This is a genomic window from Massilimicrobiota sp. An80 (assembly GCF_002159255.1).
Lineage (GTDB): Bacteria > Bacillota_I > Bacilli_A > Erysipelotrichales > Coprobacillaceae > Allocoprobacillus > Allocoprobacillus merdigallinarum.
Genome location: NZ_NFHI01000012.1, coordinates 32,630 through 52,963, shown reverse-complemented (window position 1 = coordinate 52,963; position 20,334 = coordinate 32,630). Strand labels below are relative to the sequence as shown.

Sequence of the window (20,334 nt, the reverse complement as noted above, 5' to 3'; positions counted from 1 at the left end):
TCTATATCTTGACCAGATTCTAAAATCAATCTAATATTTTTAAATGAAGGTTGTGTAATGTGTTCAAGCGCCAACTGACATGCATTTTCCAACCTTTCCGCACTGTATTTATCTGAAAGTTTCAGTAATGATATACAACTTTTATAAGACTGCTCCTCAACCTTATATCTACTGATAAGTCTATGAATGACTTCGTAAGTGTTTTTTCCAATCCCTTTTGCCCATTTTTCAAATCTTTCTTTATTCCATTCAAATAGCTTATGGTTTTCGGGCATATGATCATTGTTGGTTGAATATTGATTGGCACGACCATGAAGTCTTGCATGACTGCATATGCGTGTTCCTTTATAATAAATCTCGACAATGCTATTTGTCTGTCTGACTTCGACTCTCTTACCAACATACTCATAAGGAACAGAGTAGTTCATCTTATTAACCTGAATGTGATAGTTCATCTGGACTGTTGCCATTTTCCATTCGCTCAGTTCAAATGGTTCAGGTGGTAAAGGCATCATGAATTCTTTTTCTTCCTCTTCATATACACTCTTGCGTGATCCTTGTCTTTTTTGGAACGGGTTGTTGTTAAATTTATCCAGTTCTATGGAAATCGCCTTATTAAGAGAATAAAAGCTGAAGAATTTTCTGTTGCGTAATCTGCCTATAATATAATTGGTGACATTACCAACAGTTCCTTCGACCGCAGCCTTGTCTTTAGGCTTTTTTACTCTTGCAGGTACAATAGATGTATCATAATAATCTGCCATTTCCTGATATACTTTATTGATCACAGGGTCTTCATACTTTTTATGATGAGTCACACCTGTTTTTAAATTATCAGGTACTAAAAGCCTAGTCACACCATCAAAATAATTATACATTTGAATATGACATTGAATCCATTCCTCCTGTTTCATACTTTTACACGCATAAACATATGTATACATACTGAATGGTAAAGTTGCAACAAAAAGATATGCTTTTGTGACTTCACCTGTTAATCGATCATATACATTCATGGTGCTGCCACACCAGTCCACCATGACTCTATCACCAGGTTTATGATTAATGTGCATGGTCAATTTATGCTTCTTAACATAGTCATTGTACAGCTTATTGAATTGAGTGCGATGATAATAGGGAAGTTTTGCATCGGTACATGACATAACATATTCTTCCCATAATCCTTTAAGAGTTGTACCAGGTTTTAAAAGTTCCTTATGGACATATTCAAAATCTGGTATCTGTTGAACAGGAACATACTTTTTTTCAGGGAACAAAAGTTCATCAAGAGAGCTATCATCCATTGTTTGAAACTGAACCCAGCTCAACCCAGTCTGATCGGCAGCTTTAAACACTTTACTAACAGTATTGCGTGACAAATGTAACGAGGAAGCAATCGATCTTTGGCTTTCGCCTTTAAATCTCCTTTCTAAAATTCTTTTGATTTCTTGCATAAAAAACACCTCCTATAAGTTTGCAAGGTAGATAAAAATATCTACAAATTAATATTACAACTTATAGAAGGTGTTTTCGATTATTTAATTTTATTATCAAGTGGCTCTCATAGCGAAATAGGTGGCTCCGAAAAACGGACAGGGTGGCTCTCAACAGTGATCAGCATGGCTCTGTTGCACCGAAATATTCACCTCAGTATAAAAAATGATACCGAGATATACTTTTAAAACGGCTTAAACACAGTATTTTTTATTAACCTTTATACATTGATATACTTTTATCAATAGCTATAGAGTATGCAGCTGTAGTTCAATGATAAAACCTCAAACTTTCAAACTGATTGAATGAGTTCAATTCTCATCACTTGCACCATATGTAAATTTAAAATCTTTATTTCTTTGTAAAAATAATAAAAACAAGACCTAAAAATGAAGTAATTGTCAATGCCATATTCATTTGTAAAAGCGTAATAACATCTTTTGGCACTATATAATTCAAACCAAGAGCAATAACATAAAAAATTAACACTAAATAGAATATAAATAATAATACTTCTTGAATTTTCAATATATCCCCCCTCATTCATTGCATACATAGTATTATAGCAGATGTCCAGGAAATCACAAGACTCTCAAATGATATCAATTCTATATTACTTATAAGAAATAAAAATAGTAACATATACTCAACAATGAGCTATTGTTACTATTTTTTATATAATTTATGAGAAATTTTTGTCTTCAAAAGGATCAAAGGTATTCAATAAGTTCTAAAATATACGTTAACAATTTATTTCCTTTTGACACATATTACAAACCAATAGATAGCAAATAATATGATAGCCTCCAATTGTGTACAAGTATATATAGCAATCAATGTAAAATTATCCAATTTTCAAGACAACCTGTTTGATTACATACAAAAGACTCTATAACCAACAAAAGAACCCACAATGACAATAGTGCATTTATGATACTAGAAAAAATCTATTTTCTTTTCTAGTGTAAAGTATTTTTATTATAACAAAAATTAGAATAAGCAATATAATTTCTAATAAAATATATAAAATTATTAAAATCAACCTTTATTTGAATATTTCACCTCTTTGACGACACCGTGTTAATACAGTGACGACAGTGTGTTAATCAAATTGACGACACTATATCTTCATCAAAAAAAGGAAGTTTGTTCTTTAGTATTTTTTGAACATTCTTCCCTTATTTTTTATTCAAATTCTCTTACCCTCATTGATTTACTTCCTTTAATATGAATGAAATATGAATTTGCTGTTATTCTATCTAATATTGCATCTGCTATTGCACTGCTTCCTAAGTTTTCATGCCATCCTTGTGGAATAAATTGTGAAGCAAATATTGTTGAATGAGTATTATATCTCAATTCTAATAATTCTAAGATATCTGATTGCTGTTCTGAAGTCGTCGGTGTTAATAGAAATTCATCAATAATGAGTAATTCTATCCTTGATAGTGCTCTTAATTTCTTTTTATAATTTTCTTTAGCTCTTGCTTGATCTAAATCATACAATAAATCAGGCAATCTTATATATTTTACATTTATTGCCTTTTTACATGCTTCATTTCCTAATGCCGAAATGTAATATGTCTTTCCCTAATGTAAAGCTTTACATTAGGGAATAACATGGCTCTCATGTGCATTAGCAAATGAAGCGGCAAAACAAAAATATAAAATATTTTACATTAGAATGCCTGAGCTATTAGAAAAGTATAATGAACTGAGGAATATGGGTAAAAGTCTATCACAAGTAGTTAAGAAATACGCAAAATACGATCTGCTTGTATTAGATGAATGGTTAATGTATGAAATGACTGATAAAGAAAAACAGTTTATATCTGAGCTTATGGAGGTAAGACATGATAAATGTTCAACAATTTTCTGCAGTCAGTATCCATCAGGAGACTGGTATGATAAATTGCATAAATCGACATTAACAGAGGCATTGCTTGATAGAATCATTCATAATAGAATAGATGTGTATATGGGTAATGAAAACTTTAGAATCAAAAAATAATTTTTTAAAAAGGTCAATCATGTTTGGACATGATTGACTATAATTGTGTATAAATATAAGTGGTGCACTTTATGCGATTGAGGTGGTGCAGATGTCTGCGACTACCAGTGCTTTTACATGCGAATAATCATTTGTATTTCATTATTCAATGATATATTTTGCATAATCATCATAAATACAAGTATTATAGATACTGTTATAAAAACAAATATCACCATTCTTTTTGACTTCATCAATATCTTTTCACCTCTAAAAAATTCAGTTTATCAACTATGATTATACTATAGCCATGCTATTCCCATCTTTCTAATATAGTTAAGTTAAAATTAATTTTATATAAACTTCTATTTTAACTATTGATTTATTGGTGAAAATTATATATGCTTTATTTAAGATTGAGGTGATAAAGATGAAAGAACATCATTACATTGTATTTGGTCTATGCTTTTTTATATTCATGTTAGGGAAACTTCTCATCACTTTTATTCCTGGAAATGAAATAGCCAATGCCATTTTATTTTCAACAGCTGTTATTGTAGCCGCTATGTATTATTTTCATAGAAAAGACCTTGATTAATCATGATATTTTATATGTTATCAAAACATAATTCATATCACATAAACTATAAATTCCAATAATCAAAACAACATAAAAAGTATATCTTTATATAAATAGAGATATACTTTTATTGTGCTTTCATATCCAGAAATATTTATAACTTTATTTTCATTTATTATAAAACATATTTCATATAACTATGACATAAAAATACTATTCACACATCAATCCTCTCATATTCTCATTTATTTCAAGATTTATCTTTCTTACAATTGAGAATCATAGCACAATGATCTGTAAAAGCTAATGTTCTCATATCAATAATGATATCTATCAAATGAATATCTGCTTTTGCTAATACATAATCTATATGTGTATTGCCTACAAATGTTCTATAGAAGTCACCTTGATGTGCCTTTTTCTTTTCACCTTTATAATCAATATAATAAGCTTTTTCTTCTTTTAAACCTTTTTCCCATAAATCAGAATATCCTTTGTCATTTATTAAATTGTCTATCACTTTCCAATTTTTAATCTGTGAATATTTTCTATGCGCATTAAAATCACCACATATAATATCACAGTCACTTTCTTGAATGATTGACAATAAAGAATCTATATCATCTTGTAAAGGCAAATGCAGACCAAATATAGACCAATCATCATTTTTTATTTTCACAAAACGATTATTATAATGAAAATGATCTATATTCACTTTTTGCCATGTATCGTCCTTACAAAGAGCAACTGTTAAATAAATTGTTTTTTTAATATTTTCAATTTCCTGATATAAATTAGGTGATATCTTATGTGTATAACATGTAACCTCATCAGCCAAAGATGATCTTACTTCCTGTAAAATCACAACATCTGCCTGATACTCTTTTAAAAACTCATTGAGACTTCCATCTATCAGATATCGAAACATATTCATATTTAATGTTATTATTTTCATATTTTATCACCCTAATATCATTATACAATAAATTAAAAAGAAATATCTCTAATATCATAAAATTCAATTCTTTGATCATCAATAAATAAGACTTTATGATATTCTGCATCTATTTTTGTAATCATTCCTTGTAATGTCTGATATTGCTGGTGTGTATAATAAACAATTTTCACAGACATACCTTTTTGAAGCTGTTGAAATAAACGATTCAGTCTTTCACATTCATCCTCCATTAATTCTTTTTTATAAACAGGTTGTCTTTCTTTTTCATGAAGATATTCTCTAAATCCACGTAAAGAATCAAATGGTTGAAATTCTACTGCATCATCATGATTTTTATTCTGCATTATGTCCTCCTATTAACTGATGTCGCTGTTTTGCAGTGGCTTTATCTAAAACATTCATCGCTTTCAAAACAGCATTCTTTCCATACTTATTTTTAATTTGAATAATAGATTGTTGTAACTGTCTTTCTTTCAGTACTTCTTCATAGTCAGTAAACAAATCATAGGCTTCATATCTTTCATCAATAACTTGACCAAAACCAATAGAAATCTTTCTAATCTTTTGACTTTTAAATGTTGTAGACTCAAATAAGTCAATAAACTCCTTAACCAACAGACGATAAGAATTTGTCACAACAGAAATTTTACGACTACCACCCGTAGACGGAAGTGAAGCATCAACATATCTAATATGTAAAGAAATATGATTGGTCACAAGTCCCTGTTCAACCAGTGTTAAAACATTATCCTCCACCATTTCTTTTAAAACCAGTAAAGCATCCTGATCACGATATTCTCCAAATAGAACCTGTCCATTGGATATAGAACGATGCTGTGGCTGATAATTTTTAATTTGTTGAATAGTTACAGGTTCTTTGCCCCAAGCATGACGAATTAAAAAACGTGCATTCACACCAAACTCTTTATACAAGATATCTTCAGGACAATGTGCTATTCCTTTCATATTGACAATGCCTAATTTATATAAACGCTTGGCGATTCCTCTGCCCACTTGCCAAAAATCTGTGAGTGGCGTATGTTCCCATAATGTCTTTTGATATATTTGTTCATCCAAATAAGCCATATGACTTTTGACATGCTTGGCGGTAATATCTAAAGCCACTTTAGCTAAATAAAGATTCGTACCAATACCACATGTAGCTGGAATTCCCGTTGTTCTATAAACATCATCTATAATCATCTGCGCTATTTCTTGAGCGTTTTTATGATAGAAATTCAGATATTCTGTGACATCTAAAAAAGCCTCATCAATAGAATACACATAAATATCTTCCTGACTTAAATATTTTAAATACAAGCCATAAATATTAGCTGAATATTCCATATAAAGTTTCATCCTTGGTTTAGCTACAATATAATGAATATGCTTAGGTATTTCAAATAAACGGCATCTGTTTTTCACTCCTAACTCTTTCATATGTGGAGAAACAGCTAAACAGATTGTACTCTTTCCTCTTGAAATATCCGCAACAACAAGATTGACTTTGTAAGGATCTAGCCCTCTTTCTACACATTCTACCGAAGCATAAAAGGTTTTAAAATCAATGCATAAATAATATCTCATACACAACTCACCACCTGACAAAGTTATTATACAAAATAAAAGTTGCATAATCAATGTATTTTACGCAACTTCTCTATACAATATTTTCCATTTTTTAAACTTGATGTTTCACACGATCATGTTCCTCGGCTCTTTTGGCATCATTAAAGCGATCCAATGTTCCTACCAAATAACCTGTAATACGTCGAATTCTTTGAATAGGTTCTGGCTGTAAACAATAGTGAAGATCAACAAATTCTCCATCTACTGTTAATGTTAGGGATGTTAAAGTTTCATGAGGATATTTCTGTTTGACATATTGGATATATTCCTTAATTTCATCTTCACTCATTTCACCATTCAAAACTTCAACATCAACATGATCAATAACTTCTTTCATACACATCACCTTCTCTTTATTTTATTATAGAAAATAAAATTCTAAAAAACAAATGAAATGAATGTTTCATCCTTGAAAAAATCAAAGAAACTATTATACAATAAGAATGAAAAAGTGAGGTATGAATATATGAAAAGAATTACAAGTTTTAGTGTTGACCATACTCAATTAAAAAAGGGTGTCTATATTTCAAGAATGGATGATCATCTGACAACTTATGATATCAGAATGTGCGAGCCTAATGTTGATGAGCCTTTAGATCCTAAAGCTGCTCATACAATTGAACATATAGGGGCAACACTTTTAAGAAATGGTATCTATAAAGATAAGATTATTTATTTTGGTCCTATGGGTTGTATGACTGGGTTTTATCTCATTACAAAGGATTTAGATTTTGAAACAGTTAAAACATTAGTCAGAACAACTTTTGAACAGATTGCGAGTTGGGATCAGGACATACCTGGTGCCAAAAAAGAAGAATGTGGAAATTATACTTATATGGATTTAACCAAAGCGAAACAAGCTGCTCTCTTTTTTATAAACAGTTCATGGGAACATGAATATCATTATCTTTAAAAACACAAAGAATCTAAAAGAATAAACATCATTCTTTTAGATTCTTTTATTTGATATCCTAACATCATTATCAAAATAACATACTTTTTAAGCATCTTTTTGAAAACTCTGTCGTATTTTTTCAATCATATCAATACAATCAATAGAATCTTGTAAACTCATACGTGGACTTTCTATGAGTTTTGCTTGTAAACAGCGATGAACTTCTTCTATTTCACCAAAGAAATCATCATTGATATAAGGTTTTTCAATCTGATGTGCTGTTCCAGTGTCATCAATAATTGTAGCCTGTATAGGACGATAAAAAGGCTGTGCTAAAATTGTTCCTTTGGTTCCTCTGATTTCTAAGATAGGATCTTTCTTTTCATCAAAAGCCATTTCCATCAAAGCTTTTTTTCCACTTTCAAAAGTGATTGTCACCTTTTCATGACTATCAACACCATAACGAAATTGTACCAGAGAATCAATTGTAGCAACTGGAGAGTGTATATAATCCAAAGTGCTGGCCACATTATAGCTGCCAACATCATTGAGAATACCTCCTTGTTCTTGATCAAACAAATAATGTCCTTCTAAATAATCCCTGTCATAACAAAAGCATGTTTCAACACTTAAGATTTCACCAATTTCTTTATTCTCTAAACAATCCTTAATATCTTGAATCAAAGGAATAAAACGTGTTTTCATGGCTTCCATAAAAAATGTTTGATTCTTGATTGCTTCCTGTTTTAAATCTTCCATTTGCCATTTATAAAGTGTCGCTGGTTTTTCGCAAAGAACAGCTTTATGATGTTGTAAAGCTTTTTTAGCCCAACGATAATGATCAATATGCCTCATTGCCAAATACACAGCATCTACATTTTCATCATTTAATAAATCTTCATAATCATGATAAACCTTAACATCCGGATGTTCTTTTAAAAATTCCTCACATTTGCTTTCTGTATAAGAAGCAGCTGCATATAATTGACCATTTGTACTCTTTTCTAAACTTTTTATAAAACGTTTGGCAATATTTCCTATTCCCAATATTCCCCATTGAATCATATAGCCTTACCTCCATACATTCATTATACACCTTCCCTATCTATTTTGGATATAATTTATACAAGAATAAAACTGATTCAAGGAGATTCTACATGCTTATAATGATTTATTCATTTGATAATAGCGCCAACCATCTCGACATATATAAAAGAGAAGAAACAGTATAATAGCACTATAATATAAAGATTGTAAATAAGCCACTAACATGATGGCAACAAGACATAGAAAAGCCATGACTTTTTGAATCTTAAAACGATGTATATAAACTTCTTTAAACATTTGCCAGGCTTCTAACAAAATCGTTAAGCAGGCTGATAAAATTAGACAATAAATCAGGCTCTTTTGAAAAGCAGAGGAATAGTTTGTATAAAGATATCCCTGTCCTAAGAGATTTCTTATAATAACCAGATAAATAAAGCTGATGCCATAATGAATGCCTATTCTCTCTTTCATAAAGTATCCCTCCTTAACGCTTCCATAAAATCCTTTACATAATAACGTGTCAATAACAGCTTTTTTTGACTTTTTAAAGTCAGAATATATCTTCTTTGAACCTCTGGTATAATACTTTCTATCTTATGAATATTGACCAAAGTTGATTTATTAATTCTCACAAAACCATAAGGTTTCAGTTTTTCCTCTAATTCATAAAGCTTCTGATAGATCTGATATTGAAGATGTTCACTATGGACAAAAGCTTCCTTAGAATAACCTTCAATAAAATCAATCTGTTGAGGTAAAAGTTTGTATTGTTTTTCATCAGCATAACAGAGAACATATTTTTGATGCAAACTCTGTAAATATAAAATCAAATCTTCTATATGTTCCATAGAAAAGTAATAACACATACCTTCATAATCAAAACCTTTTTCTACAATGACAATATCTAACTGCTGATATTCTCTTAGCATAGATTTTAAAGTATCAAGATGATCGGGTGCACATATGATTTTCATAGGACTTCCTCCAATTCACAGATGTAAGAATCAATAACCTGATTATTTTCATCTCGATATTTTATTTTTAGTTTTGATAAATGATCTAACGGCTGATGAATAAAACGTTTATTGAAGAAACGTTCATAACGATTTTGATCAAGAGCATTAGTATACATCAGAATCAAGTTTTCTTCTTGATTTTCATTGACTGTATAAAACAGGATATCTGTTATCTGATCTTGATTTTGTTTTAATGTTATCTGTGGTGGTGGATCAGTGATAACATTCATATCATATTTCAGGTTTTCCATACAGATATTTTCATCTTCATAACGATAACTATGAGATGAAACTTGTTCTAAAGTCGACATCTGCTGATAATAACACTCGCCATTTTGATTATAAAGTTTTAATACAAAATTAAAGGCATCTGTATAATCTTGAATATTTTGAATCTCACTATAACGATCATCTTGAACATGAACACCTACATAACCTGTAAATGGTGTCGTTTCTCCTTCTTCATATTCAACAGTCTGAAACGGTCCTGATGAAGAGACAATGACCTGATCATAATTCAAAATCTGATATTCAACTTGACTTAAGTCTTTGAATAAATCCTGACGAATATAGATTTCAATCGGTGTATAGGATACACTTTCTCTTCCCAAAAACAGTGTGCTCTGTTGTTCTTTTCGATAACCAAAAGGCAAGATTTTATAATCTTCTTCGTTCACTTTTAAATAGTATGATTCTTCATATAAAACTTCCTGTTGGATCTGTTTTGAAAAGCCATCTTTCATATAAACAATACCTAAAAGACTCACTAAAGAAAGAACAATAATGATTGCTTTTTGATGAAATGAATAGGATAAAGATTGAACATGGATTTGGATATAATCTTCTTCTAAAAAATGATTGATTTTGACCATATGATATAAAACCATAATCAAAACTATTTCTAAAACAACCATGAAAAAGATAACTATGGGCATAAACGATTCTTCATTTGTTTTCAAAATCAATTCACCCAACAATAAAGTGATCACATAAACTGTCAAATATATACGATAGCTATATCTATATTTTTTTAAAGCAGGATAATCAACAGCTATATGATCAATCCCTATATAGACAAATGCCAATGCTAGTAACCAAATCCACTGGTTGAAAAAATACAATTGAAACAGTTCCATTACAAAACTGACTATCCATAATCCTAAAGATATCAACAGTTCTCTTGATTTCACTCTTCTAAAAACAATGATAATTCCCACCATAATAATCATCATTGATAAAGCATCTGGAAAAAGTGCTATGCTATTGATTGAAAACGAAATACCTAGAAGCAACCAGAGACCTAAAGCTATGATACCGATTCCCATCCTACTCACCTCTTTCAATTATGATTATACATGATTGCATGAAAAAAAGGTTAAATATTCTCTCACATAGCCAAAAACATATCTCAGTTGCCAAATAAAAAAGGGATTGCGTTAATCCCTAAAAATGACCCTTGATTTCTTGAATAAATTTTTGATAAGAATCAATCACCTGATCACACCATTGATCAAATGTTTCATCTTTAACTTTCTTTTCTGGATACTGTTCCATATAGTCAAGATACATCTTCAACCCTTCCTGAATCATAATATGATTTTGAAAATCAGGAATATCTCTTTGAATTTTTGACATATCAAACAGACATGAATATTGCTTATCTCCTAGAATTGATGATTCAATATCATAAGTTTGAGAGAGTGCTAATGTATCACTGGCAATATGAATGATTTTTGGTTCTTTGTTTAATAATGCATATAAATCACGATAAATCATATCCCAGTTCACCACAACAGGATTAATATTATGATAAGCCTGACCAATTGTCTTTTCATTATTGATCAGTTGAATAAAATTATAAGCAAAATCCTGATTATGAGTACAATGCCATGTGCTCTTACCATCACCATGAACAATGACTGGCTTATCATTTAAAATACGATCAACCACACTCCAACAGCTTTTTCCTTTGGCACTTAAAGGAATACGATCATATCCATAAGTTTGTGAAGGACGAACAATCGTAATAGGAAAACCAAATTCTTCATAAGCTTTCATAAAGATTTGTTCACATTTTGTTTTCTCTCTTCCATATTCAGAATAGATATTATTTTGTTCATGTGATTCATGAATCATCACAGCTGTTTCATGATTATAAGTCACAACTGTAGATATAAAGATATATTGTTGAATCTTTCCTTTAAATAACTGAATTTGTTTAATAGCTTCTTCTGGCTTATAGATAATGAAGTTACAAACAATATCAAAAGAATAATCTTTTAAAATTTCTTCCATTTTTGCAGTATCATGAAAATCACAGATTATCTGATGAGCATGTTCAGGTAAAGACTTATGTCCACGATTCATAACGTATAATTCAATATCCTGATTTTGACTTAATGCTTCACATATAGGCAGAGATATTGTACCTGTTCCACCAATTAATAAAACTTTTAAAGGTTTCTTTGTAAGTATCATCTTATTCATCTCCATTTATTTTGATAATTTTATTATATCAATAAAATGAATCCTTGAAAATCCTTTTTAAAATTCTATGATTCATCATATTCTCTGACTTTTATCCCATCTTCTTTTTATCAAAAAGAGGTCTAATAACCTCAATAAACATCAAAAATCAGTTTATGACATGTTATAGACCTTTTTTAAAAGTTTTTCACTTTTTCTTCAAATTCATCTAACCAATCAGATGAATAGTTTTCAATCATTCCCATATCAGAAAGTTGTGTTAATTCACTATCTAAAGGTAATTGCCCCAATATCTTTAAATCATATTTATCTGCCACATCTTGTAGATGACTTTTTCCAAAGACAAAAATCTTCTTTCCACAATCAGGACATTGCACATAACTCATATTTTCCACAATACCTAAAATAGGAACATTCATTTTCTTTGCCATATTAACAGCTTTAGAAACAATCATGCTGACAAGTTCCTGTGGACTTGTCACAATCACAATACCATCTAGAGGTAAAGATTGGAAAATTGTCAAAGGGACATCTCCAGTTCCTGGAGGCATATCTACGAACATATAATCCACTTCGCCCCATCTGACATCACTCCAGAATTGTTTAATCATACCTGCTAAAATAGGTCCTCTCCATACAACAGGTTCTTCTGCATTTTCTAATAAAAGATTCGTTGACATGATTTCAATACCTTCTAAAGATTTAGCTGGAATAATTTCTTCTCCATTAGAATAAATCTGTGTACCTTCAACACCAAATGTTTTCGCAATTGATGGTCCTGTAATATCACCATCTAATACGGCACAGCGATATCCTTCACGCTGTTTTAAAACAGCCAACAAAGACGTAATAGATGATTTTCCTACACCACCTTTACCACTGACAATTCCAATCACTTTATGTATTTTTGAATTTTTATTCATTGGAGCTAAAAAACTTCTTTCTTCACAATCTTCCTGACATGATTGACAATCATGATTACAGTCTTGACTACTCATAATATAACCTCCACATTCCTTTCTATTATAACCTATCTGTCTTTCTTTTTCACTATTATGACTCAATATATTCCTTTTTAAAGGTAAATCCTCTTCCTTTCACTTCGTTCACCTTGCTGACAACCATAAAAGCATGTTCATCAATATTTAAAACCAGATAATTTAATTTCGGTAATTCACGGTTAGAAATGACTGTCATAATCACAGGATATTCATTTTTCATATAACCTGAAATAGATTTTAACATCGTTGTTCCGCGATCAAGTTCATGAATAATCATATCATTAATTTGTTCATATTCCTTAGACACAATCATCACTTCTGTCTGTGCTTTTCCAACGACCAGAACTTTGTCTAAAACAATGGTATATGTCGCCACCAAAACAATACCATAAAGAACCATTTCTCGATCGGTATAAAAGACCTGCATTAATAAAATCAAGAAATCAAAAGCATACATAGAAACGGATACCGGTATTCCTGTCTTTTTATTAATAATCAATGGTGGAATATCCATTCCCCCTGTGGAAGCATTACATTTAATAACAAGTCCAATCGCTACACCAATCATCACTCCACCAAGCAATGCAGCGAGTAATGGATCAGTTGTCATTTGGGTATAACCTATTGTTTTTTCAAAAACACTTAAAATCAATGGATAATAAAAAGTACTAATTAATGTTGTTAAGGCAAAAGTTTTACCTAAAATCAGTAACCCAAGTAAAAATATCAAAATATTAAAAATAGATAAAAATAAAGTCATAGGAATTCCTAATAAATGCTGTGCACCAATGGATAATCCTGTTGATCCACCTGTAATCAATCCATTAGGAACAATAAATAATAAAACAGCTAAAGCATATATCGTATTTCCAATAAGAATTCCTATAATATTTCTTATGAATTTATAATTCATCACATACACCCTTTCTTCACAAGACACTATTATATCACTTCAAAATCTAAAAAAAAAGATAACAGATGGACTTTCTGTTATCTTCCATTTTTATCGAATTCGTAAAGCTCTCGTCGCATTAATGACAGCAATGACCATCACACCAACATCCGCAAAGATAGCAAGCCACATATTCGCTATACCAAATGCTCCTAAAATTAAACAGATAAATTTAACAGCTAAAGCAAACACAATATTTTCTTTGACAATTCTTAATGTTTTTAATGAAATTTTCATAGCCAATGAAATCTTAGCCGGATCATCATCCATCAACACAATATCAGCTGCTTCAATCGCTGCATCACTACCTAAAGCGCCCATCGCAATCCCAATATCAACACGTGATAAAACTGGCGCATCATTAATACCATCACCAACAAAAGCTACTTTTTCTTTTTCACCTTTGTTTTGTAGTATTTCTTCAACTTTTTCAACCTTATCAGCTGGTAAAAGTTCACTATAAACACGATCAATACCAATCTCTTCAGCAACCTTTGTCGCAGTCTGTTTTGTATCTCCCGTTAACATAATCGTTTCTTTGATTCCTTGTGATTTTAAAGACTGAATCGCTGCTTTTGAGGTTTCTTTAATCACATCAGAAATCACAATACATCCTGCATATTGATTATCTATGGCCATATACACAACTGTTCCTTCAGGATGTTTTTCCGTAATATCTACACCTATCTTATTCATCAGTTTTTCATTACCAGCATAAACATCATGTCCATGAACAGTTCCACGAATACCATGTCCAGCAATTTCTTCAATATTATGCACAGCATCTCTATCCAATGATTGTCCATAAGCCTTTTGTAAACTTAAACTGATTGGATGACTTGAAGCCATTTCCACATGAGCTGCATAATACAATAACTGTTGCTGATCATAATTATCAGTTGGATCAATATGCGTTACTTCAAAAACCCCTTTTGTCAGTGTTCCCGTTTTGTCAAAAACAATATATTTGGCACTGGCAAGAGCTTCGAGATAATTTGAACCCTTCACCAAAATTCCTTTTGTTGAAGCACAACCAATGCCACCAAAGAAACTGAGTGGTATAGAAATAACCAAAGCACATGGACAACTGATAACGAGGAATGTTAACGCACGAATAATCCAATCAGCCCATGAGGCATCTTTCCCCATCAACATCAAAACAACAGGTGGAATTATCGCTAATGCCAATGCACTATAACAAACTGCTGGTGTATAGTATCTGGCAAACTTAGTAATAAAGTTTTCTGAACGTGACTTTTTCATACTTGAATTTTCTACCAAATCAAGAATTTTAGAAACTGTTGATTCACCAAATTCCTTTGTTGTTTTCACTTTAATTTCACCAGTCATATTAATAAAACCACTGATGACTTCATCGCCGCAATGTGCATCTCTTGGCACACTTTCCCCTGTCAAAGCACTCGTATTAAATGTTGTATTCCCTTCAACAATAATACCATCAATAGGCACTTTTTCACCAGGATTGACAATGATTTCACTACCTATTTCGACATCATCTGGATCAACTTTTTGAAGCTTACCATCTATCATCATATTAGCATAATCGGGACGAATATCCATTAATGCGGCAATATTACGACGACTTTTACCGACTGCAACACTTTGGAACAATTCGCCAATCTGATAAAACAGCATGACAGCGACACCTTCACGGAATTCACCTAAACACATAGCGCCTACAGTCGCAACAGCCATCAAAAAGTTTTCATCAAAAACCTGTCTTTTTAATATACCTTTTATCGCTTTTCTTAAAATATCATACCCAATAATCAGATAAGGTATTAGATAAAGTACCACTTCTACATATAAATTCACAGAAACATATGAAGTTAAAATCATGATTCCAATCATGAATCCTAAAGATAACAGAATTCTATAAAGAACTTTCTTTTGTTTTTTATTCATCATAACACTCCTATTCATTTTAATATATGTTCACTCATTCATATATCATCTAAATAAATATCCCTTTTTAAGGGAATTTATTCTATAAATAAATTTCACAGTCATCTTCTACGACTTTACAATTCTTATAAGCTTTTTGCATGACTTCATCAATATTAACTCCATCTTCAAATTCAACTTTTAGTTTTAAAGTCATAAAACTTAAAGTTGCATCTTTCACACCTTCTGTTTTTTTAACAGCTTCTTCCATTTTAGCTGCACAGTTTGCACAATCTACATCAACTTTATATGTCTTTTTCATCTTCTTTTTCCCCTTTCTTATTCTTCTACATGTTCCATACCCATAGACATGATTGTTCTAACATGATCATCATCTAATGAGTAAAAAATAACCTTTCCTTCACGTCTGAATTTAATCAATTTACTATCTTTGAGAACTCTCAACTGATGACTCACTGCTGATTGACTCATTCCTAAAACTAATGCGATATCTCCTACACATAATTCACTTTCAAACAATGCATAGAGAATCTTGATACGTGTTGTATCCCCAAAAACTTTAAATAAATCAGCTAATTCATATAAATATTCATCATCCGGCTGTTTATCTTGAACTCGCTTGACAATATCTTCATGAACTTCTAAATTTTCTTGATTCAATCCCATAACATCATCCTTTCAATGAACATATGAACATTTCTTCATATATAAATATATTACTATTATTCTTCTTTGTCAATAAAAACTTTACATAAATTTGATAGATTTGATTCTTCTCTTTCTGTTAGTATCATAGTAGATAAAATATTAAGAATGGAGTGAAGTTTTATGCTAAAAAAATTAAAAACCGGGCTCATATGTTTAATAATAGGAGAAATCATATCTTGGATTGTTTCTTTTGTTACTTTACCATCTTTTATTCATGGTTTTCTATTAGGTCTATCAGTTGGTTTAAAACTCATTAGTATCATTTTCATATTTATCATCATTATCAATTACCCTAAAGAAAGCAAACAATAACACAAATCATGTTATTTCTTCATTTCGTTTCCCATTCTTCATAAAGAATCTCATTTTTCAAAAAACTATAAATATGAAACATAAAAGAAGTCAAAGATAGAGACTTGTTAATATCTTGACTTCTTTATTGCTGAATACTATGAATCGTTCAAAAATAAGAAACGTCTTTTCATAAATGTGCTACTAATCAGTGAATCATTTTTACGCCCTTTTCCAAACAATCTTTTTATCTAATAGCATTATAAGCAAAATAAGATCCATTATAAAAAGATTCCAATATATATTTTGCATTCTATTTTATTTTTGAGTTCTCTTAACATCTTAAGTTGTTTTAATTAGAATGATAAGACGAATTATCAGAAACTTTTATAAGTGAACTACTATAAGACTGGAGTCTATCCAAATAATTTAATGGAAATTGTTTTAATAACATATACCTTTTCAGATTCTTTTTTAACATTTCAATAGTATCGCTTCTTTTTAACTTCAAATTTTTTACTGAAACATCCATATATCAATCCTCCTTTTGAATTTAGGCACAAAAAAACTATGTTGATTACAACATAGCTTATAGCCGAACCACTGTTATTGAGTTTGCCAAAATAGATATTTAGTTGATATACTCTACATTTTTTTACTCTATTAATAAAATGGAGCGGGTGATGGGAATCGAACCCACGTAGTCAGCTTGGAAGGCTGAAGTTCTACCATTGAACTACACCCGCTTGTCTGGTGCGGATGACAGGACTTGAACCTGCACGCCGAAGCACTAGATCCTAAGTCTAGCGTGTCTGCCAGTTTCACCACATCCGCATAAAATGGTGACCCGCAGGCGACTCGAACGCCTGACCCTCTGATTAAAAGTCAGATGCTCTACCTACTGAGCTAGCGGGTCAAAAACATGGTGCCGGCTAAAGGACTTGAACCCTCAACCTACTGATTACAAGTCAGTTGCTCTACCAATTGAGCTAAGCCGGCATAAAAAAATGGTGGAGGTTAACGGGCTCGAACCGCTGACCCTCTGCTTGTAAGGCAGATGCTCTCCCAACTGAGCTAAACCTCCATATGGTGACCTGTACGGGATTCGAACCCGTGAATGCATGCGTGAAAGGCATGTGAGTTAACCGTTTCTCCAACAGGCCTCAAAAATGGCGCTTGAAGTAGGACTCGAACCTACGACCGATCGGTTAACAGCCGATTGCTCTACCAACTGAGCTATTCAAGCATTTTCGATTGCCTAAATATATTATCATATCATTTCATGTAATGCAAGTCTTTTTTTAAAAAAAATAGAAGTCATTTTGACTTCTATAAATATTCTCCATTTTTACCCCAATTTTCAAATTCTTCAATAGAAAGATATTGCTGTTCCACAGGTATTTTGGTAATACGTTCAACTTCTTTCAACAGTTTTTCAGCAAACTCTTTTTTATATTGATAATCTGTTGTATGAAAAAGCTGACAAGATATTTTCATACATTCCATTTCCTGTCCTCTAAAATACATGACTTGATTATCTTCAATATGAATCATTAAGTTTTCTTCTTTTTTATTAGGTAAAATAGAAATTAATTGACCAGCACTTTCTTTTAATGCTTTTTCTTGATTTAATGTTAATGTTTTTGTTGTTGTAAATGTTATATACGGCATACTATTTTTCCTCCCATTTATCCATTATATATAAACAGCTTTAAAAATTATGACGAAATAGATAACATTTCATATGTTATTTCACCTAAAATCTTAACTCCTTCTTTGATCTTTTCATTGGTTGGTGTTGAATAATTCATTCTAAAACTATGACATTCTTTCGTATCATCATCTAAGAATGCATTTCCTGGTACAACTGCCACATTCTTTTCCAAAGCTTTTTTCACAAATGTCAACATATCAACACTTTCAGGCAATGTCACCCAGATAAACATTCCACCTGTTGGTATTGTATATTGAACATCCGGATGAAAATGTTTTTTCATTTCATCAAGCATTAAGTGACATTTTTGTTTATAAATCATTCGAATACGTTCAATATGTGCATCCATATCATAATTTTGAAGATATCGTGCCATAACTTTTTGAGCCCAAAGATTAGAATGAACATCACTGGCCTGTTTGGCAACTGTCATTTTTTGAATAATCGCTTTTGGTGCTATACAACAAGCCACACGCATTCCAGGCGCAATAATTTTAGAAAGACTTGCTGCATAAATAACCAATCCATCTTCATCCAATGATTTTATAGAAGGAATAGCTTCACCTTCAAATCTTAAATCTCCATAAGGATTATCTTCTAAAATAAGAACACCATTGTCTTTAGCTAATTTTAAAATTTCTTTTCTGACTTCCAATGACATTGTCATTCCTGTTGGATTTTGAAAATTAGGTATCAGATACATAAATTTTGGTTTTGGCTCCATTTGTAAAGCCTGTTTTAAAGACTCTAAATCTAATTGTCCATTTTTATATTCAATACCTCTTAAAACAGCACCTAATGATTTAAAAGCATTTAAAGCTCCTAAAAAACTAGGATTTTCACAAATCACAACGTCACCTTCATTACATAATATTTTAGCCACAAATTCCATAATCTGTTGTGATCCAGAAGTAATTATCATTTGATCATCAGCTTTCATAACCTGTTCATGACGATTAAAAAAGTGTGTCGCTGCCTGAATCAATTCCTGATCTCCTTCAGTAATTCCATACTGTAAAACACTAATAGGCTCATTAGTCAATATATCTGCAGATATTTTTTCAATTTCTTCAACTGGAAATGCTTCTGCTGATGGATTTCCTCCAGCAAAACTAATCATCTTTGGATCAGATGTTGCCTTTAATATTTCTCTAATTGCAGATGCCTTTACATTTGACATACGTTTTGCAAATTGATATTCCATCATAAAACCCCCTTATCTTATTGTTTATTATAAACCAATTTCATGAGAATAACTAGATATTTATCTCAACTAGCGATATAATAGATATAGGTGGTGATAGAAATGCAAGTTATTGTCGTTGTTTTAAATAAACTTGACTGTTTAGATGATTTGCTTGCAAACTTAAAAAGAGCTGGGGTACGTGGTGGAACAATCATTGAATCTACTGGTATGATAAAGACAATAGATGATTCTGATGAAAGCTATCTTTTAGGATCATTACGTTTGTTCTTAGAAAATCCCCGCCCTGAAAGCCGCACTATCTTTTTTATCGTAGAAGATGGTCAGGTAGATTTAGTCAGAAAAACAGTTGATGAATCAGTTGGTGGCATTGATAATCCAAATACAGGTATTGTTTTTGGATTACCTCTTACATTTGCAGATGGTCTTATAAAAAAATAAA

23 protein-coding genes, 7 tRNA genes and 1 pseudogene are annotated in these 20,334 nt (G+C 31.2%); 4 read left to right on the top strand and 27 right to left on the bottom strand.

Translation table 11 applies throughout. The features are described from left to right. The 3 genes and pseudogenes from istA to B5G32_RS05145 form a co-directional block, all read right to left on the bottom strand. A partial coding sequence (gene istA / locus B5G32_RS05155) for an IS21 family transposase (protein WP_087936045.1) occupies positions 1-1,454 on the bottom strand: 1,454 nt, incomplete at its 3' end. A 391-nt stretch (positions 1,455-1,845) separates the two neighbouring features. Then, positions 1,846-2,022 (bottom strand): hypothetical protein, encoded by a 177-nt coding sequence (locus B5G32_RS13795; protein ID WP_158093977.1) that lies wholly within the window; start codon positions 2,020-2,022, stop codon positions 1,846-1,848. A gap of 657 nt (positions 2,023-2,679) precedes the next feature. Next, a pseudogene (locus B5G32_RS05145) lies at positions 2,680-3,072 on the bottom strand (ATP-binding protein); the annotation flags it as partial. A gap of 37 nt (positions 3,073-3,109) precedes the next feature. Between B5G32_RS05145 and B5G32_RS05140 the strand changes: the two are divergent. Next, a complete protein-coding gene (locus B5G32_RS05140) occupies positions 3,110-3,505 on the top strand; it encodes an ATP-binding protein (RefSeq protein ID WP_087936044.1) in 396 nt (131 codons plus the stop codon). Between the two features lie 409 nt (positions 3,506-3,914). Further along, positions 3,915-4,082 carry a hypothetical protein gene (locus B5G32_RS13790; protein WP_158093976.1) on the top strand — a complete coding sequence of 56 codons (168 nt, stop codon included), beginning with the start codon at positions 3,915-3,917 and terminating at the stop codon, positions 4,080-4,082. A gap of 232 nt (positions 4,083-4,314) precedes the next feature. Here B5G32_RS13790 and B5G32_RS05135 read toward each other — a convergent pair whose 3' ends face one another. From B5G32_RS05135 to nrdD, 4 genes are all read right to left on the bottom strand, one after another. Beyond that, complete coding sequence (locus tag B5G32_RS05135; protein WP_087936043.1) at positions 4,315-5,019, bottom strand: endonuclease/exonuclease/phosphatase family protein; 705 nt, start codon at positions 5,017-5,019, stop codon at positions 4,315-4,317. 32 nt (positions 5,020-5,051) lie between these two features. Further along, positions 5,052-5,366, bottom strand: coding sequence for a YolD-like family protein (locus B5G32_RS05130; RefSeq protein ID WP_087246116.1), 315 nt, complete (start codon positions 5,364-5,366; stop codon positions 5,052-5,054). Beyond that, complete coding sequence (locus B5G32_RS05125; RefSeq protein ID WP_087246118.1) at positions 5,356-6,609, bottom strand: Y-family DNA polymerase; 1,254 nt, start codon at positions 6,607-6,609, stop codon at positions 5,356-5,358. Before B5G32_RS05125 ends, B5G32_RS05130 begins: the two co-directional genes overlap by 11 nt. 94 nt (positions 6,610-6,703) lie before the next feature. Continuing rightward, on the bottom strand, positions 6,704-6,940 hold the full coding sequence (nrdD, locus tag B5G32_RS05120) for an anaerobic ribonucleoside-triphosphate reductase (protein WP_422879803.1): 237 nt from the start codon (positions 6,938-6,940) through the stop codon (positions 6,704-6,706). A gap of 177 nt (positions 6,941-7,117) precedes the next feature. Here nrdD and B5G32_RS05115 point away from each other — a divergent pair, with 177 nt between their 5' ends. Continuing rightward, positions 7,118-7,564 (top strand): S-ribosylhomocysteine lyase, encoded by a 447-nt coding sequence (locus B5G32_RS05115; protein ID WP_087936042.1) that lies wholly within the window; start codon positions 7,118-7,120, stop codon positions 7,562-7,564. A gap of 87 nt (positions 7,565-7,651) precedes the next feature. Here the strand turns inward: B5G32_RS05115 and B5G32_RS05110 are convergent, their stop codons facing one another. The 20 genes from B5G32_RS05110 to B5G32_RS05010 form a co-directional block, all read right to left on the bottom strand. Then, positions 7,652-8,611, bottom strand: a complete 960-nt coding sequence (locus B5G32_RS05110; RefSeq protein WP_087936041.1) for a Gfo/Idh/MocA family protein — start codon at positions 8,609-8,611, stop codon at positions 7,652-7,654. Positions 8,612-8,707: 96 nt separating this feature from the next. Then, on the bottom strand, positions 8,708-9,064 hold the full coding sequence (locus tag B5G32_RS05105; protein ID WP_087936040.1) for a hypothetical protein: 357 nt from the start codon (positions 9,062-9,064) through the stop codon (positions 8,708-8,710). Then, positions 9,061-9,567: a LytTR family DNA-binding domain-containing protein gene (locus B5G32_RS05100; protein WP_087246102.1), complete on the bottom strand. Its 507-nt coding sequence runs from the start codon at positions 9,565-9,567 to the stop codon at positions 9,061-9,063. Before B5G32_RS05100 ends, B5G32_RS05105 begins: the two co-directional genes overlap by 4 nt. Next, positions 9,564-10,934 (bottom strand): UbiA family prenyltransferase, encoded by a 1,371-nt coding sequence (locus B5G32_RS05095; protein WP_087936039.1) that lies wholly within the window; start codon positions 10,932-10,934, stop codon positions 9,564-9,566. The genes B5G32_RS05100 and B5G32_RS05095 overlap by 4 nt, the downstream gene beginning before the upstream one ends. 118 nt (positions 10,935-11,052) lie before the next feature. Then, the gene (locus B5G32_RS05090; RefSeq protein ID WP_158093975.1) at positions 11,053-12,087 is read right to left on the bottom strand and encodes an NAD-dependent epimerase/dehydratase family protein; all 1,035 of its coding nucleotides are present in this window, start codon (positions 12,085-12,087) and stop codon (positions 11,053-11,055) included. Between the two features lie 185 nt (positions 12,088-12,272). Further along, positions 12,273-13,094: an Mrp/NBP35 family ATP-binding protein gene (locus tag B5G32_RS05085; RefSeq protein WP_087296764.1), complete on the bottom strand. Its 822-nt coding sequence runs from the start codon at positions 13,092-13,094 to the stop codon at positions 12,273-12,275. Positions 13,095-13,149: 55 nt separating this feature from the next. Next, positions 13,150-14,010 carry a YitT family protein gene (locus B5G32_RS05080; RefSeq protein WP_087936047.1) on the bottom strand — a complete coding sequence of 287 codons (861 nt, stop codon included), beginning with the start codon at positions 14,008-14,010 and terminating at the stop codon, positions 13,150-13,152. A gap of 90 nt (positions 14,011-14,100) precedes the next feature. Next, positions 14,101-15,975 carry a heavy metal translocating P-type ATPase gene (locus tag B5G32_RS05075; RefSeq protein ID WP_087936037.1) on the bottom strand — a complete coding sequence of 625 codons (1,875 nt, stop codon included), beginning with the start codon at positions 15,973-15,975 and terminating at the stop codon, positions 14,101-14,103. Between the two features lie 82 nt (positions 15,976-16,057). Then, positions 16,058-16,276 (bottom strand): cation transporter, encoded by a 219-nt coding sequence (locus B5G32_RS05070; protein WP_087244546.1) that lies wholly within the window; start codon positions 16,274-16,276, stop codon positions 16,058-16,060. Positions 16,277-16,293: 17 nt separating this feature from the next. Then, complete coding sequence (locus B5G32_RS05065) at positions 16,294-16,641, bottom strand: ArsR/SmtB family transcription factor (protein WP_087303987.1); 348 nt, start codon at positions 16,639-16,641, stop codon at positions 16,294-16,296. A gap of 685 nt (positions 16,642-17,326) precedes the next feature. Further along, positions 17,327-17,506 (bottom strand): hypothetical protein, encoded by a 180-nt coding sequence (locus tag B5G32_RS05055; protein ID WP_087936035.1) that lies wholly within the window; start codon positions 17,504-17,506, stop codon positions 17,327-17,329. A gap of 140 nt (positions 17,507-17,646) precedes the next feature. Continuing rightward, positions 17,647-17,720, bottom strand: a tRNA-Gly gene (locus B5G32_RS05050). A 5-nt stretch (positions 17,721-17,725) separates the two neighbouring features. After that, positions 17,726-17,808, bottom strand: a tRNA-Leu gene (locus B5G32_RS05045). A 6-nt stretch (positions 17,809-17,814) separates the two neighbouring features. Then, positions 17,815-17,890 (bottom strand) — tRNA-Lys (locus tag B5G32_RS05040). A 7-nt stretch (positions 17,891-17,897) separates the two neighbouring features. Beyond that, positions 17,898-17,973: transfer RNA gene (locus B5G32_RS05035), tRNA-Thr, on the bottom strand. 9 nt (positions 17,974-17,982) lie between these two features. After that, a tRNA-Val gene (locus tag B5G32_RS05030) sits at positions 17,983-18,058 on the bottom strand. A 3-nt stretch (positions 18,059-18,061) separates the two neighbouring features. After that, positions 18,062-18,137: transfer RNA gene (locus tag B5G32_RS05025), tRNA-Glu, on the bottom strand. Between the two features lie 7 nt (positions 18,138-18,144). Further along, a tRNA-Asn gene (locus tag B5G32_RS05020) sits at positions 18,145-18,220 on the bottom strand. A gap of 83 nt (positions 18,221-18,303) precedes the next feature. After that, complete coding sequence (locus tag B5G32_RS05015) at positions 18,304-18,645, bottom strand: tautomerase family protein (RefSeq protein ID WP_087296717.1); 342 nt, start codon at positions 18,643-18,645, stop codon at positions 18,304-18,306. A 47-nt stretch (positions 18,646-18,692) separates the two neighbouring features. After that, positions 18,693-19,892 (bottom strand): aminotransferase-like domain-containing protein, encoded by a 1,200-nt coding sequence (locus B5G32_RS05010; RefSeq protein ID WP_087936034.1) that lies wholly within the window; start codon positions 19,890-19,892, stop codon positions 18,693-18,695. Positions 19,893-19,994: 102 nt separating this feature from the next. Between B5G32_RS05010 and B5G32_RS05005 the strand changes: the two genes are divergently transcribed. Beyond that, on the top strand, positions 19,995-20,333 hold the full coding sequence (locus B5G32_RS05005; RefSeq protein ID WP_087244540.1) for a hypothetical protein: 339 nt from the start codon (positions 19,995-19,997) through the stop codon (positions 20,331-20,333). The last annotated feature ends 1 nt before the right edge of the window (position 20,334 follow it).